This window comes from Streptococcus suis YS56, from assembly GCF_000440115.1.
Lineage (GTDB): Bacteria > Bacillota > Bacilli > Lactobacillales > Streptococcaceae > Streptococcus > Streptococcus suis_L.
The window spans coordinates 40,841-57,019 of record NZ_ALMY01000010.1; the positions used below are offsets into that span (position 1 = coordinate 40,841).

The 16,179-nt window shown below is 42.5% G+C and carries 17 protein-coding genes; 2 read left to right on the forward strand and 15 right to left on the reverse strand.

Annotated features, from left to right (window positions below):
• Nucleotides 1-83 precede the first annotated feature (83 nt).
• The 13 genes from SST62_RS0101455 to mnmA all read right to left on the reverse strand — a co-directional run bounded on the left by SST62_RS0101455 (nt 84) and on the right by mnmA (nt 12,878).
• The gene (locus tag SST62_RS0101455) at nt 84-1,601 is read right to left on the reverse strand and encodes a flavocytochrome c (protein WP_002941870.1); all 1,518 of its coding nucleotides are present in this window, start codon (nt 1,599-1,601) and stop codon (nt 84-86) included.
• Between the two features lie 128 nt (nt 1,602-1,729).
• Nucleotides 1,730-2,179 carry a DUF6568 family protein gene (locus SST62_RS0101460; RefSeq protein ID WP_029186027.1) on the reverse strand — a complete coding sequence of 150 codons (450 nt, stop codon included), beginning with the start codon at nt 2,177-2,179 and terminating at the stop codon, nt 1,730-1,732.
• A gap of 65 nt (nt 2,180-2,244) precedes the next feature.
• Entirely contained in the window at nt 2,245-2,856 is a 612-nt protein-coding gene (rpsD, locus tag SST62_RS0101465; protein WP_002938227.1) for a 30S ribosomal protein S4, read from the reverse strand.
• Between the two features lie 310 nt (nt 2,857-3,166).
• Complete coding sequence (locus SST62_RS0101470) at nt 3,167-3,730, reverse strand: TlpA family protein disulfide reductase (RefSeq protein WP_029186028.1); 564 nt, start codon at nt 3,728-3,730, stop codon at nt 3,167-3,169.
• An 18-nt stretch (nt 3,731-3,748) separates the two neighbouring features.
• Nucleotides 3,749-4,444 carry a cytochrome c biogenesis CcdA family protein gene (locus SST62_RS0101475; protein ID WP_029186029.1) on the reverse strand — a complete coding sequence of 232 codons (696 nt, stop codon included), beginning with the start codon at nt 4,442-4,444 and terminating at the stop codon, nt 3,749-3,751.
• A 139-nt stretch (nt 4,445-4,583) separates the two neighbouring features.
• Entirely contained in the window at nt 4,584-4,835 is a 252-nt protein-coding gene (locus SST62_RS0101480) for a Veg family protein (protein ID WP_002938218.1), read from the reverse strand.
• 3 nt (nt 4,836-4,838) lie between these two features.
• Complete coding sequence (dnaB, locus tag SST62_RS0101485; protein WP_002938217.1) at nt 4,839-6,194, reverse strand: replicative DNA helicase; 1,356 nt, start codon at nt 6,192-6,194, stop codon at nt 4,839-4,841.
• Nucleotides 6,195-6,225: 31 nt separating this feature from the next.
• Complete coding sequence (gene rplI, locus SST62_RS0101490; protein WP_012775408.1) at nt 6,226-6,678, reverse strand: 50S ribosomal protein L9; 453 nt, start codon at nt 6,676-6,678, stop codon at nt 6,226-6,228.
• Nucleotides 6,679-6,688: 10 nt separating this feature from the next.
• Nucleotides 6,689-8,650, reverse strand: coding sequence for a DHH family phosphoesterase (locus tag SST62_RS0101495; RefSeq protein WP_029186030.1), 1,962 nt, complete (start codon nt 8,648-8,650; stop codon nt 6,689-6,691).
• 80 nt (nt 8,651-8,730) lie between these two features.
• The gene (gene mnmG / locus SST62_RS0101500) at nt 8,731-10,647 is read right to left on the reverse strand and encodes a tRNA uridine-5-carboxymethylaminomethyl(34) synthesis enzyme MnmG (protein ID WP_029186031.1); all 1,917 of its coding nucleotides are present in this window, start codon (nt 10,645-10,647) and stop codon (nt 8,731-8,733) included.
• Nucleotides 10,644-11,105 carry an NUDIX hydrolase gene (locus SST62_RS0101505; protein ID WP_029186032.1) on the reverse strand — a complete coding sequence of 154 codons (462 nt, stop codon included), beginning with the start codon at nt 11,103-11,105 and terminating at the stop codon, nt 10,644-10,646. Before SST62_RS0101505 ends, mnmG begins: the two co-directional genes overlap by 4 nt.
• Nucleotides 11,106-11,141: 36 nt before the next feature.
• A complete protein-coding gene (locus SST62_RS0101510; protein WP_029186033.1) occupies nt 11,142-11,594 on the reverse strand; it encodes an NUDIX hydrolase in 453 nt (150 codons plus the stop codon).
• Between the two features lie 159 nt (nt 11,595-11,753).
• Nucleotides 11,754-12,878 carry a tRNA 2-thiouridine(34) synthase MnmA gene (mnmA, locus tag SST62_RS0101515; protein WP_029186034.1) on the reverse strand — a complete coding sequence of 375 codons (1,125 nt, stop codon included), beginning with the start codon at nt 12,876-12,878 and terminating at the stop codon, nt 11,754-11,756.
• 215 nt (nt 12,879-13,093) lie between these two features.
• On the opposite strand from mnmA, the gene sdaAB reads away from it, so the two are divergent.
• Both sdaAB and sdaAA read left to right on the forward strand, forming a co-directional pair.
• Complete coding sequence (gene sdaAB / locus SST62_RS0101520) at nt 13,094-13,765, forward strand: L-serine ammonia-lyase, iron-sulfur-dependent subunit beta (protein ID WP_029186035.1); 672 nt, start codon at nt 13,094-13,096, stop codon at nt 13,763-13,765.
• Nucleotides 13,766-13,777: 12 nt separating this feature from the next.
• Nucleotides 13,778-14,650 carry an L-serine ammonia-lyase, iron-sulfur-dependent, subunit alpha gene (gene sdaAA, locus SST62_RS0101525; protein ID WP_029186036.1) on the forward strand — a complete coding sequence of 291 codons (873 nt, stop codon included), beginning with the start codon at nt 13,778-13,780 and terminating at the stop codon, nt 14,648-14,650.
• Between the two features lie 40 nt (nt 14,651-14,690).
• On the opposite strand, the gene SST62_RS0101530 is transcribed toward sdaAA, so the two are convergent.
• Together SST62_RS0101530 and SST62_RS0101535 are read right to left on the reverse strand one after the other, a co-directional pair.
• Nucleotides 14,691-15,332 carry a hypothetical protein gene (locus tag SST62_RS0101530; protein ID WP_029186037.1) on the reverse strand — a complete coding sequence of 214 codons (642 nt, stop codon included), beginning with the start codon at nt 15,330-15,332 and terminating at the stop codon, nt 14,691-14,693.
• A 113-nt stretch (nt 15,333-15,445) separates the two neighbouring features.
• Nucleotides 15,446-16,108 carry a response regulator transcription factor gene (locus tag SST62_RS0101535; RefSeq protein ID WP_029186038.1) on the reverse strand — a complete coding sequence of 221 codons (663 nt, stop codon included), beginning with the start codon at nt 16,106-16,108 and terminating at the stop codon, nt 15,446-15,448.
• Between the last annotated feature and the right edge of the window lie 71 nt (nt 16,109-16,179).

The window sequence follows — 16,179 nt, forward strand, 5'->3', positions numbered from 1 at the left end:
CTTAAAAGTATATCATCTTAGAGATAGAGGGACAAGAAAAAGAAGCTCGACCTTCTTTCTGCCGAGCCTCTTATGTCTACAATTTATTTCTTAGCAAATCCAGCTGCTTGTTCACCAGCCTGACGACCAAATACAATGATGTCTGCTACAGCATTACCACCAATACGGTTTTGACCATGAACACCACCAGTTACTTCACCAGCAGCATAAAGACCAGAAATTGCTGAACCATCTGTTTTCAATACTTCAGTATTGGTATTGATTTTCACACCACCCATTGTATGGTGGACACCAGGTGCAACTTTAATGGCATGGTAAGAACCAGTGTTCAAAGCATGGTCCATACCTGATGTGCGACCAAATGCTGCATCATTTTTATCTGCCACAGCCTTGTTCCAAGTATCAAGTGTTGTTTGAAGAGCATCCGCAGGTACACCAATTTCTTTAGCCAAATCCGCAAGAGTAGCACCCGTTTTTACAAGACCTTTTTCTTCGTATTGAGCAATAGCCTTCACACGATCTTTCAAGGCATCATCAAATATAACATAAGCGTAGTTTGGATCCAAACTATTGATAGCTGCAGAAACTTTATCACGAGTTTCCAATTCGTTAACAAAACGCTCACCTTTTGAGTTGACAAGGATAGCACCTTCGCCACGAACTGCTTCTGTAATCAAGTAAGAAGTTTCTTGCTCAACACTTGGGTGAATTTGGATTTGTTCCATATCAACAGTTGCTGCACCTTCTGATTCAGCAAGTGCAATACCATCACCTGTTGAACCTTCTTGGTTGGTTGTAACATAACCTTTCAATGCTGGGTTTAATTTAGCAACCATTTCCAAATCTGCACCGAAACCACCAGTCGCCAATACAACTGCTTTAGCTGAGATTTTCTTAGTTTCACCAGCAATCTTCACTTCAACACCTGTCACAGCCCCATCCTTGTCTTGGAGTTTTGTAACATCTGCATTGACAAAAATTGGTACTTCACGTTCAACAAGATTGTGGTAAAGACCATTTACCAAGTAGCCACCGACAGCTGAACCATCTGCAGGACGGTGGGTACGTTTCTCGCTCATACCACCAGTTGTAGTTAGGTTGCTAAGAGTGATCCCCATTCCATCCAACCAGTCAATTGCACTAGCAGAGTTATCTACAAGATAACGAAGCAATTCAGGATCGTTTGTCCCTTTACCACCTTTAAGCGTTTCTTCATAGAATTTATCGTTTGTATCAGCAATACCTTCCGCTTCTTGGAATTTGGTTTGTGAAGCATTCATACCAGCTGATGATTTAGCCGTATTACCACCGATAACAGGCATTTTCTCCAAGAGAGCAACACTAGCACCAGCGTCTTTAGCTGAGATAGCTGCCGACATACCTGCACCACCTGAACCAACAACGATAACATCGTAGCTATCTTTCAACTCAGATGGATCTGTATAAACTTTCTCAGATGCACCTGAAACAGCTTCTTCTGATGAAGAAGAAGTCGTAGATGATGAAGATGTAGCTGTCTTTTCAGACTTACCTCCACACGCCACTAAAAACAAAACAGCAAGTAGACTCATCAACAAGCCTAACCAAGCTTTCTTTTTCATGATAAACCTCCAATTTTTATCTGATATTAGTATTATACAAGATTGTGAAATGTTTTTCAATTTATTTTGAAATATTTTTCACAAACATAAAAATGTATGAAATTCACTTCATACATTCTTAAAACTATTTACTGCCCTTGAAGAGCTAAAAAATTCTCTATTTCGGAAATTGTTGCCTGACTCCCTTTACGAAGTATTCCAGATAACTTACCCGATTTATAATAGGTTAAGCTAGGAACCGTAGCAAGACCTTGACTCTGTCGAAATTGTTGTATTTTTCCATTCGGATCCGACTCGCTATCTAAATAGTAGATAGTCGCATGTGATTGCTCTACTGCCTCTGTTAATTTCGGAACAAAATCACGACAATAAGGGCATGTCTCCCGACCTATGTATAATATAAATTCTTCCTCATCTTGGACCTTTTGCTCCACTTCGTCTATCGAAATAGCCTGGTAACTCTTTACAGCCTTCACATAGTCTGATTCATTTGGCGTAGCCGCTGATTGAGATAGAAAGAAGACCCCACCTACGACCAAAATAGCTATTAGCACTAGCAAAAAATACTTACGCCACATAATCCCTCCTAAAATACAGACAAAAAGCCCTTGTAAATAGGGCTTTTAAAATATCAATACAAATCTTAGAGCATTTTGTTGTAGAATTCTACGACAAGAGCTTCGTTGATTTCTGGGTTGATTTCGTCGCGTTCTGGCAAGCGAGTCAATGAACCTTCAAGTTTTTCAGCATCGAATGATACGAAAGCTGGACGTCCAAGAGTTGCTTCAACAGCTTCAAGGATAGCTGGAACTTTGATTGACTTCTCACGAACTGAGATCACTTGACCAACTTCAACTCGGTATGAAGGGATGTCAACGCGTTTGCCGTCAACAAGGATATGACCGTGGTTTACGAATTGACGTGCTTGACGACGAGTAGTTGCCAAACCAAGACGGTAAACAACGTTGTCCAAACGACGCTCCAAAAGAAGCATGAAGTTGAAACCAAGAGTACCTTGTTTGATTTTAGTAGCTTGTACGAACAAGTTACGGAATTGTTTTTCACCCAAACCGTAAGAGAAACGCAATTTTTGTTTCTCAGCCAATTGCAAACCGTATTCTGACAATTTAGAACGGTTGTTTGGTCCGTGTTGACCTGGTACGTAGTTACGACGTGCCAATTCTTTACCTGTACCTGTCAATGACAAGCCAAGACGACGAGCTTGTTTCCAAGATGGTCCTGTATAACGTGACATGTGTTATGTCCTCCTAAAAATAAAAATTTCCGTCATTTCGTTTCTCTTTTATTACGTCGTTAAGTCGGCTTGGCATACCTCAGTATAGCCTGCACCTCCTTGCCTAGTACTAAAAGGAAACAAAAAGACTTATTTGTAGGAAATAACGTTTTAAGCAAACCTGATTCGTGCAGGAGGCCTTCATCGAAACAGCAACGATTACTCTTCTTGCTGACCTTCTGTTGACGAGCTTCATTTTGCTCTGCTGTTATTTCGCACAAAGGTTAGTATAGCACAAAAAAAAGGCTCTGTAAAGCCTTTTTCATCCTTCTTATTGCATTTCTTCCAATAGTTGGACCAATTTATCCTTTTGAACCTGTCCTGCAAAAGAAACCTTGAGGGTTCCATCACTATTGATGAGGATATGGGTCGGAAAAGCAGCAATGCCAAAATGTGTCATCGCCTGATCTTTTGTGTCAAACAAGACAGGATAAGTCGCCCCTAGCTCACTAGCCTTCTCTAAAATTTCAGCCTTACTCACATCCGCAGGCTTGGTATTCTCAAACTCAGCATCATCAGGTGATGTAATCGACAAAAAGACAAAATCTTCCTTATCCTTATACTCTTGATAGACCTCCTCCAATTCTGGGATTTCTCTTTGACAAGGACCACACCAGGTCGCCCAAACATTGATATAAATCTTTTTCCTCTTGTAATCTGTCAGATTGACCTCATTTCCATCCTTATCCTTTAGGGAAAAATCTAGCGTGACAGGTTGATTAGCCTGTAAAGTTGACTCCGTAGAAGACTGACTTACCAATGGTAACAAGGAACAAGCCGTCAACACAAAACAGGAAGCAAGTAAGCAAGCGACAATAGATAGCAACTTTTTCATAAACAAATCCTTTCTATCCTACTGGAAAAAACGAACAAGATGCTGGAAGAAACCTGTTAAAATACTCAAGCCAATCAAGAGCAATAGATAACCTGAAATACGCTTGGTCCAAGCCAAATAGTGCCGATTGTTCTTGAAGAAAGCCAACATTTTCTGAGAAAAAAAGGCAACCAAAATAAAGGGAAGAATAAAACCAAGACAATAAACCAACAGCAAGATACCGCTCAACCAGCCCTCCTGACTGCTAGCATAGATAAAGACAGAAGCCAGAATCGGACCGATACATGGTGTCCAAGAAAAACTAAAGGTAAAGCCCATCAAAAAAGCTAAAAAAGGAGTGACCTGTTTCCCCGCTTGATAGACCTTGTTTTTCGCAGAAAATTCACGCTCCAACATGGGAATATTGAACCAGCCCAACTGCAAAATCCCCATGAGAATAATCAGCAGACCACTGATGATTTGCAAGACTTGAGCATTGGCTTGTAAGACCCTACTCAGCAAACTAGAGGCAAAGCCTAATAAGAAGAAGGTCACAGCAATCCCAACCACAAAACTCAGCGTATTAACCAGGACATTCCTCTCCCCCTCTTTCCCTTCAGCTCCACCTGCCAACAAACCAATATAGATAGGGAGAATTGGCAGAACACAGGGAGAAAGAAAAGACAGAAGCCCCTCAGCAAACAGAGCCAAAACTGTAAACCATTGCAAGTCCATACAAACTCCTTTCTATCTCGCACACAAATGTTGTTGAAAGCGCTTTTATGTACTAATATTGTAACACACTGCTTTATCTTAGTCAATATATAGTTTGGTTAAAACATACAAAAAAGCCTGCAAATACAGGCTCCCATTCCTAATCCAAATAATGAATCAAAATCTTTTCTGTCAAAATGTCTGAGTAAGTATAAGATTCCACAAAGGTATTGTTTGGATCTTCAAATTCAACGATAAAGAGAGACTGATAAACCTCCACAATACGCCCCTGCTTATTCTTCTCACGCTTACGACCATTTTCAAGGGTCAACTCAACAATTTGTCCCTCATGGTCTTTAATATCTTGTTTGATTTGCTTCATTTTAGCAACATCTGTAAATGCATCACTCATTCTCTATCCATCCTCCCTCTTGGAAATACTTGCAAATTTATTGTATTCTTTTTGGAACATCAGTTCCACGGTACCACGCGCACCGGAACGGTTTTTCTCGATGATGACCTCGACCGTATTGTTAGGAATGCCACCATCTTCTTGCTCACCGCGCTCATAGTAATCATCACGATATAAGAAGGCAACGATATCCGCATCCTGCTCGATAGACCCAGATTCACGAATATCAGACAGAACAGGTCTCTTATCCTGACGTTGCTCAACTCCACGAGACAACTGACTGAGGGCGATAACTGGTACTTTCAATTCCTTGGCCAAAATCTTCAACTGACGGGAAATCTCAGAAACCTCTTGTTGTCGGTTTTCACGACCTGTTCCCGTAATCAATTGAAGATAGTCAATCAAGATCAAGCCCAGATTGCCCGTTTCCTGAGCCAACTTACGTGAACGCGAACGAATCTCTGTAATCTTGATACCTGGTGTATCATCAATATAGATACTAGCCCGAGCCAGGTTAGCTTGAGCCACCATGTACTTATTCCATTCTTCCTGCGTTAAATGCCCCGTACGAATAGCCCTCGAATTGATAACTCCCTCAGAAGCGAGCATACGGTCAACCAAGCTTTCTGCACCCATCTCCAAAGAAAAGATGGCAACTGTCAAACCCAGTTTTGTACCGATATTTTGTGCAATATTGAGAGCAAATGCCGTCTTACCAACCGCAGGACGAGCCGCAAGAATAATCAACTCTTCCTCATGCAGACCCGTTGTCATGGCATCAAGAGCAGGATAACCAGTTGCAATCCCTGTAATATCCGACGTCTGCTTAGCACGAGTTTCAAGGTTGTCAAAGTTGATATTCAAGACATCATCAATCCGCTTAAAACCACTTCGACTGGCTCCCTCACTGACATCAATCAAAGCTTTTTCAGCATTGGCAATAATGTCATCTGAACCATCCGCACCCTCATAAGCCTGATTAACTGCATCCGTCAAACGGGCAATCAGTTTACGGAGATTAGACTTTTCAGCAACAATCTTGGCATAGAATTCCGCATTGGCTGCCGTCGGCACGGAACTAATGATTTCAGCCAAATAGGCCAAGCCACCAATATTTTCCAAATCACCATGGTTCACTAAATAGTTACGCATGGTAGTCGCATCAATTGCCTCATTTCTATCAGAAAGAGCAATCATAGCTTTAAAAATTAGCTTATGAGCATGTTTGAAAAAATCTTCAGCTTCGATGTATTCACGAACGAAGACCAGCTTGCCTTCATCAAGGAAAATAGCTCCTAATACCGATTGTTCAGCCAGAATATCCTGCGGTTGCACCCGCAATTCATCCAACTCTGCCAAGATCTCACCTCCTCACTGGCTAGATAAATAATTAAGCTTCCTTAATACTCAAATTAATGATGCCTGTTACATCTTGATAGATTTTAACTGGTACATCAATGAGACCAATCGCACGAATTGGGTGATCCAGCTGAATATGGCGTTTATCAATCTTGATGCCAAATTGCTTGTCCAATTCTTCAGCAATTTTCTTGCTGGTAATAGAACCAAAGGTACGACCATCTGGACCAACTTTTTCGACAAATTTCACTAAAGTAGCTTCCTCAGCCAGCTTAGCCTTGATAGCCTCTGCTTCTGCAATCATCTCTGCATGAGCCTTTTCCTTAGATTTTTCCTGACCACGAAGGGCGCTGATCGCTTGATTTGTTGCTTCCTTAGCCAAATTTTTCTTAATCAAGAAATTTTGGGCATAACCTGTTGGAACTTCCTTAATCTCACCCTTTTTACCTTGACCTTTAACATCTGCTAAAAAGATTACTTTCATATCTGTTCTCCTAATTTCCATTTATTTCTTCGCGGATTTTATCCGTCAACTTTTCACATACTTCTGCGATTGTCTGGTCATATACCTGAGCGGCAGCTAGGTTAAAGTGGCCACCTCCACCCATTTCTTCCATAATGCGTTGAACATTGATTTTACTATGACTCCTTGCAGAAATAGATACATACCCTTTGGTATTTCTTGTTACAACGAATACCGCCTCAATTCCTGCCATGTCCAATATTGTATTGGCAGCCTTGCTCGGAATAATATTATCGTATTCTTTAGTATCATCTGCACACGCAATAACAACATTGGACTCAATTCTCTGCCCACTTAAAATCAGTTCATTGATTTGACGATATTCCTCAAAATCTGTCGCAGCAATCTGCTGAATTTCCAAGCTATCGCTACCACGAGTCCGCAAGTAACTAGCCACATCAAAAGTACGACTGGTCACACGAGATGTGAAATTTTTTGTATCAAGCATAATCCCAGCCATCAATAAACTAGATTGAATGCGATTAAGCTTATGGTGTTTGTCATTCTGGAACTGAATTAATTCCGTTACTAACTCACTCGCAGAACTAGCACCACTCTCTATATAAGTCAAAACTGCATTATTTGGGAAATCTGTATCGCGACGATGATGATCAACCACCACAACCTGGGTAAATTGTTCATAGAAATCCTTATCCAAAGTCAAGCCAATCTTTGAATGATCTACCATGATTAACAACGACTGGAAAGTGACCATCTTCATGGCTTCCTCAACCGTTAGCAAATTAGAACAATTTTCATCACTCAACTTCTTGATGGCACGTGCAATATCTGGTGCCATTTCATCTGGATTATACACCGTGTAGGCATTGTTCATAATATTTTGAGCAAAGTACTGCATACCGACCGCGGATCCAAGCGCGTCCATATCTAAATTACGATGTCCCACCACAAAAACAGCATCAACCGATTTGAGTTTATCTGATACAGCAGTCATCATAGCACGAGTCCGCGTACGTGTTCGTTTAACGGAAGAAGCCGAGCCACCGCCAAAGAAAAGTGGCTGTTTACTCTCATCATTTTCCTTGACCACAACCTGGTCTCCACCACGAACCTCAGCCATATTGAGATTTTGGAGCGCAACTTGTCCGATTTGGTGATGATTTTCATTACCATACGCCAATCCCATACTCAAAGTCAAACCTAAATCTAACTTTTTAGCCTCCTCGCGGAACTTATCAATAACTGAAAACTTATTCTCTATCAATTTTTCCAACACAGCATAATCTGTAAAGAAATAGAATCGATCCATTGTGCCGCGTCGGTAGTAGATACCGTAATCATGACAAAATTCCGAAACAAATTGAGCCAAGAAGGAATTGACTTGGCTAATTTGAGAATCAGTTACAGCATCCTCAAGCTCATCATAGTTATCAACTGAAATAATCCCTATAACAGGACGGCTTCCGATCAAACTATTTGTCGCCGAATACTCTGTTGACGCATCAAAAAAGTAAAATAACCCTTGATCAAAATCAACGTTAACAGCATATCTCTTGCCTGAAAAGTTCGCATAAATTCGCTCCTCATCCAGACCAACGTCAATAATTTCACGTAGTTTTTTTTGATCAAACTCACCATTTTCTTGAGCAAAAATCAGCTCAGCAAAAGGATTAAACCATTCTACCTGATTACTATCTGGTCGGACTTTGATAACTCCCACTGGCATTTTATCCAAGAGCATCATCAAACCAGAATTGGCCTGATTATTGAGATATTCAATCTGTTCTAGCTCACTAAATTCATAAGAATGTTTTTGATAAATAAACAGCGCAATCAACACCAACAGGCTGATGAGTAGCGCAAAAACTGTACTGGCACCAATTGGAAAAAGTCGGTGAACAAGAGCCACCACCCCAAATAAAATGACACCTATCATGACAAAGTGAATTGTCGAAAATCGAAATTTTTTCATCACTAACCTCTGCCTGCCATTGTACCATAAATAGCTAGAAATTGCTAGTTTTCGCTAGCAAACAAAGGAAAAGAACAGCCTTACTGACTGTCCTTTGATTTGTTTTTAGAAATAGAACGACTGCGTCCTTCCAAGTAGACCATGAGAATGGAGATGTCCGCTGGATTGACTCCGGAAATCCGACTAGCCTGGCCAATGGTTTCTGGTGAAATCAGCTTGAATTTCTGACGAGCTTCGGTCGCAATGGAGTCAATGTCATCCCAGTCGATGTCGGCTGGAATACGCTTTTCTTCCATGCGTTTCATCTTCTCCACCTGATCCAAGGCCTTGGCAATATAACCCTCGTACTTGACCTCTGTTTCAATCAATTCAATGGTCTTAGCATCCAAGTCCTCTGCCGCAGGACCGATAAAGGCTACCGCATCTGCATAAGTCACATCTGGACGGCGCATGAATTCCTTGGCGGTCAAAGCGTCTGTCAAGGGCTTGAATCCCATAGCAACAACTTTTTCGTTGGTTTCCTTGATTGGCTTGAGTTTGATAGATTCCAAGCGTTTCATCTCATTGTCAAATTGATTTTTGTGAATCTGGAAAACCTGCCAGCGTTCATCATCCACCAAGCCGACTTGACGACCAATCTCCGTCAGACGCATATCAGCATTGTCATGACGCAAAATCAAGCGGTACTCTGCCCGGCTGGTCAAGAGGCGGTAAGGCTCCACCGTTCCCTTGGTCACCAGGTCATCAATCATAACACCAATGTAGCCGTCGCTTCGTTTCAAAATCAGCTCAGGCTTGCCCTGCACCTTAAGGGCTGCATTGATACCAGCGACAATTCCCTGACCTGCTGCTTCTTCATAACCCGATGTACCATTGGTCTGACCTGCTGTAAAGAGCCCTGAAATCTTCTTGGTTTCAAGCGTCGCCCGCAACTGATGAGGCATAACCATATCGTACTCAATAGCATAGCCCGTCCGCATCATCTGGGCATTTTCCAAACCTTTAATGGAGTGGATCAAGTCCTGCTGCACATCTTCTGGCAGACTGGTTGACAGCCCTTGAACATAGATTTCATCTGTGTTGCGACCTTCTGGCTCTAGGAAAAGTTGGTGGCGTTCCTTGTTGGCAAAACGCACAATCTTGTCCTCGATTGACGGACAATAACGGGGCCCAATCCCCTTGACAATGCCCGAAAACATGGGCGCTCGGTGAAGATTACTGTTGATAATCTCATGGCTGGTCGCATTGGTATAGGTCAACCAACAAGGAATTTGGTCTTGTAAATAATCCTCATCCTTTGACAAGAATGAAAAGTGGTTTGGTTTTTCATCGCCTGGTTGAATTTCTGTCTCCTCGTAGTTTATAGTACGAGCATTGACACGCGGTGGCGTTCCTGTCTTGAAACGACCGATTTCAAGTCCCAATTCCTTCAGATTATCCGCCAGCGTGATAGAAGCTAGGCTATTATTAGGGCCTGACGAATACTTGAGGTCACCGATGATAATCTCGCCACGCAGGGCTGTACCCGTCGTCACCACAACCGCCTTGGCAGAAAATTTCTGGTTGGTAGCCGTGCGGATACCGATAACCTTACCGTCTTCTACCAAAATCTCATCAATCATGGTTTGACGCAGGGTCAGATTTTCCTGACGCTCGACCGTCCGCTTCATCTCCGCTGCGTACTCTGCCTTGTCCGCCTGAGCCCGCAAGGCACGAACAGCTGGCCCCTTGCCCATATTGAGCATTTTCATCTGGATGTAGGTTTTATCAATGTTGCGGCCCATTTCGCCACCTAGGGCATCAATTTCCCGTACCACAATCCCCTTGGCAGAACCACCAATGGAGGGATTACAGGGCATAAAAGCCACCATATCCAAGTTTATCGTCGCAAGCAGGGTCTTACAGCCCATCCGACTAGCTGCCAAGCCTGCTTCTACACCCGCGTGCCCCGCTCCAATAACGATGACATCGTAGTTTTCTGCAAATGTGTGTGTCATTTTGTTTTCTCCTTCATATTCATGATGTGTTTGATTTGCCCATTCCAGTTTGACAATTCTTGAGCCAGAAAGGATGGTACGACATCTAGGTTGACAAGCTTGTCAAGTTCAATCCATTCACAAACTTGTTCCAAGTTATCTTCAATCATCTCCTTAGGCATTTCTCCAGTAGGCTCAACAATAAAATGAAATTCTACATTGTGAAAATCTATGTCTTTATGTGTAAACTGATTTTCAACGACAAAGGCTAGTTGGTTGACACAGCTGTCAACCCCTAATTCTTCTTTGACTTCTCGAACAACCGCATCTTGTGCCGTTTCGTTGACTGCAATCGCACCGCCAATGGTATAATAACGCCCCTTAGCGTCCTTGGTGAGAAATATTTTTCCGTCTTTTATAAGCAATGCAGTGGCACGAATACCGAAGACCTGATTGTCAATTTTAGTCCTAAAATCCATTCTTCCTTCTCTTTTCTAAAATTTCATTTAGATAGGCTAGCTTTCCCAATTAATAAAATGCTGCAATTGTCCCTTCCAGCCAGCGAGCTCCGTCTTGAGAAAGGCAGGGTTGAGGTCAAGATTTTTCAAGTCTGTAAAAGCAATCCACTCACACTGGCGGATAGAATCACCTTCTTCCAGATAGGTAACTGGCTCAGACAGTGGGGTAACAAGGTAAAGAAATTCAATCTGATGATAGGATTTCTCCTGCAAGATAAACTGATTTTCAACAATGAAAGCCAGCGGTCCAACCTCCACATCAATTCCAAGTTCTTCTTGCATTTCCCGTTGCACAGCCTCTTGGGTTGTTTCGCCCAGCTGAATAGCACCCCCCAAGGTATAGTAGTTCCCCTCTGGTGCCCTTACAAGAAATAGTTTTTCATCTTTTACTAACAATCCTGTCGCACGAACACCAAAGGACTGATTGCCTATCACTGTCCGAAAGTCCATCTTCTCTCCTCAATAGCAAAAAATAGCCAAAACTCTCGAAAACTGCAGGACAAAAAAGCCTACAATTCCCATGAGCTTTGACCATCATAGTTCTTGTTAGAAATATTGTATCAAATTGTCCTGACAAGTCAAGTTAAACAATCTTTACACGACTGTCAACTAAATATACTGACAAGCCACCCCATCCTTGTAGGCCATGTCGATCATGCCACCGCCCAGACATTCTTGACCGTCGTAGAAAACAACGGCTTGGCCTGGTGTAATTGCTCGTTGTGGCTCTGCAAAAATAACTTCTGCCTTGTCACCTTTTACCTTGACAGTTACTTTACTATCTGGTTGACGATAGCGGAACTTAGCTGTGCATTCTAGCGTGAATTCTTCAGGCATATTACGTGTAAAATGTACTTGACTAGCCTGTAAAGAAGTTGACATCAAGGACTCATGGTAGAAGCCCTGACCGACATAGAGGATATTTTTTGACAGGTCTTTCCCGACAACAAACCAAGGTTCATTGTCCCCACCGATTTGTCCTCCGATACCAAGCCCGCCCCGCTGACCAATGGTATAGTACATAAGGCCTGTATGTTCTCCCATATCACGACCGTCAACCGTCATCATCCGACCAGGCTGGGCTGGCAAATACTGCCCTAAAAATTCTTTGAAGTTCTTCTCACCGATAAAGCAGATGCCTGTCGAATCTTTCTTCTTAGCTGTCGCCAAGCCTGCTCGCTCTGCTATTTCCCTTACCTGAGGCTTTTGTAAATGGCCGAGCGGAAACATGGTTTTCTGCAGCTGTTCCTGTGAGAGTTGGCTAAGGAAATAGGTCTGGTCCTTGCCATTGTCTGCCCCACGTAGCATATGAACGGTGCCGTCCTCGTCGCGTGATACCTGAGCATAGTGCCCCGTCGCCACATAGTCCGCCCCCAAGTTCATAGCGTATTCCAAGAAGGCCTTGAACTTGATTTCCTTGTTACACATGACATCTGGATTGGGGGTGCGGCCAGCCCGATACTCTGCTAAAAAGTACTCAAATACGCGGTCCCAATACTCTTTTTCAAAGTTGACAGAGTAGTAAGGAATGCCGATTTGGTCTGCCACTGCAGCCACGTCTTTGTAGTCTTCTGTTGCTGTACAGAAGCCATTTTCGTCCGTGTCGTCCCAGTTTTTCATGAAGATGCCGATCACATCGTAGCCCTGCTCCTTGAGCAAGAGAGCCGTAACCGATGAATCTACACCGCCACTCATACCGACAACAACACGGGTTTTAGAATTGTCAATTGACATAATCTTCTCCCATCTTTTCGTAGAAATAACGATTTGAAGGTCGTATTCCAAAATTTGATCATCCAAAAACGATTGACGATTTTGAACAACTTGTATTATACCATACAAAAGGGAGAAGCTACAGGAATTTGGCATTGAAACCCCATTCATCTTAGCATATTCCTTGACCAGAAAATTTGATATAATATACCTAAGAATGAAAGGCGAGGAAAACTATGACAAACTTAAAATTTCAGTCGGTCTTTGATATTATTGGACCTGTTATGATTGGTCCATCTTCTAGTCACACAGCTGGGGCGGTCCGCATTGGAAAAATTGTTTCTTCCATCTTCGGTGATAAGCCAACAGAGGTGGAATTTCAACTCTACAATTCCTTTGCCAAGACCTATCGTGGTCACGGTACGGATGTAGCCTTGGTAGCAGGTATTCTGGGCATGGATACGGATGATCCCCGCATTCCTGACTCTCTTGATATTGCAAGAGAACGAGGCATTAAGGTTTATTGGCGTGTCAACAAGGACAGCAATACCCCACATCCCAATACCACCAGAATCATCATAAAAAACGATAAAAAATCCATCTCAGCCACTGGCGTTTCCATCGGTGGGGGAAATATTCAAGTAACAGAACTCAACGGTTTTTCTGTCAATCTCAATATGAATACGCCAACTATTATTATCGTTCACCAAGATGTCCCTGGTATGATTGCGAAAGTGACCGATGTTCTTTCTAAGTATGACATCAATATCGCCCAAATGAACGTGACACGTGAACAAGCTGGCGAAAAAGCCATTATGATTATCGAAGTGGATGCTCGCCAGTGTGAAAATTCGATTGCAGAGATTGAAAAAATTCCCCACTTGCATAATGTCACCTTCTTTAACTAGAAAGAGGAAACCATGTTTTATACCATTGAAGAATTGGTTCAGCAAGCCAATCAGTTTTCTGGCAATATTGCTGAACTCATGATTGCGACCGAAATTGAATTGACCGGTCGTAGCCGCGAAGAAATATTGACAATTATGTCAAGAAACTTGACAGTTATGAAAGCTTCCATCGTAGATGGACTTACTGAAAGCAAATCCGTATCTGGTTTAACAGGAGGCGATGCTGCCAAGTTAGATGCCTATATGAAATCTGGTAAAACCCTGTCAGATTCCGCCGTCCTATCCGCCGCAAGAAATGCCATGGCTGTCAACGAATTGAATGCCAAAATGGGCTTGGTCTGCGCCACTCCTACAGCAGGATCTGCTGGTTGCTTACCTGCTGTGCTTGGCGTTGCCATTGACAAGTTAAACTTGACAGAAGACCAACAACTTGACTTCCTCTTTACAGCAGGAGCCTTTGGTCTGGTCATTGCCAACAATGCCTCTATATCAGGTGCAGAAGGAGGCTGTCAGGCAGAAGTCGGATCTGCCTCTGCTATGTCTGCCGCAGCCCTGACACTTGCAGCAGGGGGAACTCCCTATCAAGCTAGCCAAGCCATCTGCTTTGTCATTAAAAATATGCTGGGTCTGATTTGCGATCCGGTTGCAGGTCTGGTAGAAGTTCCTTGTGTCAAACGTAATGCAATGGGAGCCAGCTACGCCATGGTAGCTGCCGATATGGCTCTAGCAGGCATCGAATCCAAAATTCCAGCAGATGAAGTCATCAATGCCATGTACCAAGTGGGCTCCGCCCTCCCAACTGCCTTCCGTGAAACTGCTGAAGGTGGATTGGCTGCCACACCAACTGGTCGCCGCTTGGCACAAGAAATCTTCGGGGAAAGTTGACAAACCTGTCAAGATAAAAAGGACCATTGCGGTCCTTTTCTTATTGTTTCGTGAACGTTAGTTTCTCTAAGGTTGTATCATTGGCGTCAATTTCTGTCAAGGTAAGTGTAGAGCCGCTCAAGCTATAGCTATCTGCTTCACCATCTACATAGGCAAGTTTTTTGTCTAAATCAAAGATAACTTGCTCAATGTCTTGATCCCCATCGTTGTCAACTTCTGTCAAGGTAGCTTGATTCCCTTTGACAGTCAAGGTGTAGGTGTCATTCCCAGATGTTGCTGTATAAGTACCATCTAACTCAGATGTGTCAACCAACTTTACACCATAGCTTGCTGCGAGATCACTAACTGACAGTGCATTTGTAGTAGCTGTTGTAGCATTTGTCGTTGCAGATGATGAACTTGCTACAGATGAGGAGTTAGCGGTCGCAACAACCTGCTGATTGTCATCATCGTAATCAACAATACCAACTTGTTGCTCAATTTGGTTCTCCAAAGCCTCAAGTTTATTTTCATATACTTCTGCTGCGACAAAACCAATCGTTGCCAAGGTCAAGGCACCTACTGACAATAAGATCATTGATTTCTTACTCATACCTGCAACCTTACTTTTAACAGATTCCCAAGCACCTGTTTGCTTGTTTTCTGTCACTTCAATGATTTCTTGTTGATTTTTGTTTTCCATGTTCTGTTCCTCTTATTAAATCTATTGCTCAGCTCTTGCTGATAAGTCTATTATAGAGGACAATCTTGAACACTTTTGGGAAACTTTATAAACAAATTTTAAACACTTTTAAATTATGCATTAAGACGATAACCTGCACCCCAAACCGTTTCGATTAATTCAGCTCCCAATTTATCTCGCAGTCGATTGATATGGACAGCCACTGTGGCACTATCTCCAACATAATCATATCCCCAAATGGTTTCAAATAAGTGATCTTTAGAAAAGACACGGTTGGGATGTTTTGCCAGATAAACAAGCAACTCAAATTCGCGGTTGGGCAATTTGAGTTCTTGACCATCCAAAGTCACCTTCCAATTATCCAAGAAAATAGTCATATTCCCAACTGTTAATTCATTATGATCATTATCCTTTTGAAAACGCTGGTAGCGAGCCAAATGAGCCTTTACACGCGCCACCAACTCCATTGGATCAAAGGGTTTGCTGATATAATCATCCGCTCCCAAGCCCAGGCCTCTCACCACATCCATGGTTTCTTGTTTAGATGTGACCATCAAGATAGGAAAATCTACCTTATCTCGTAAATCACGACATAGATCATAGCCAGTTTTGTTTGGAAGCATGACATCTAGCATTAGAAGAGCATAGTCCTCTTTTTTGAGTTGTTCCTCAACAAGTCCTCCATCATGAACCAAGTCAACTTGGTAGCCCTGCATTTCCAGATAATCTCGCTCTAAATAAGCAATTTCTAGATCATCTTCCGCAATTATAGCCATTTAGTTTTAAAATAGTATTCCAAAGAATACTCAACCGATTGAAATCTCCTCAATAACTCAGCCACTTTTCT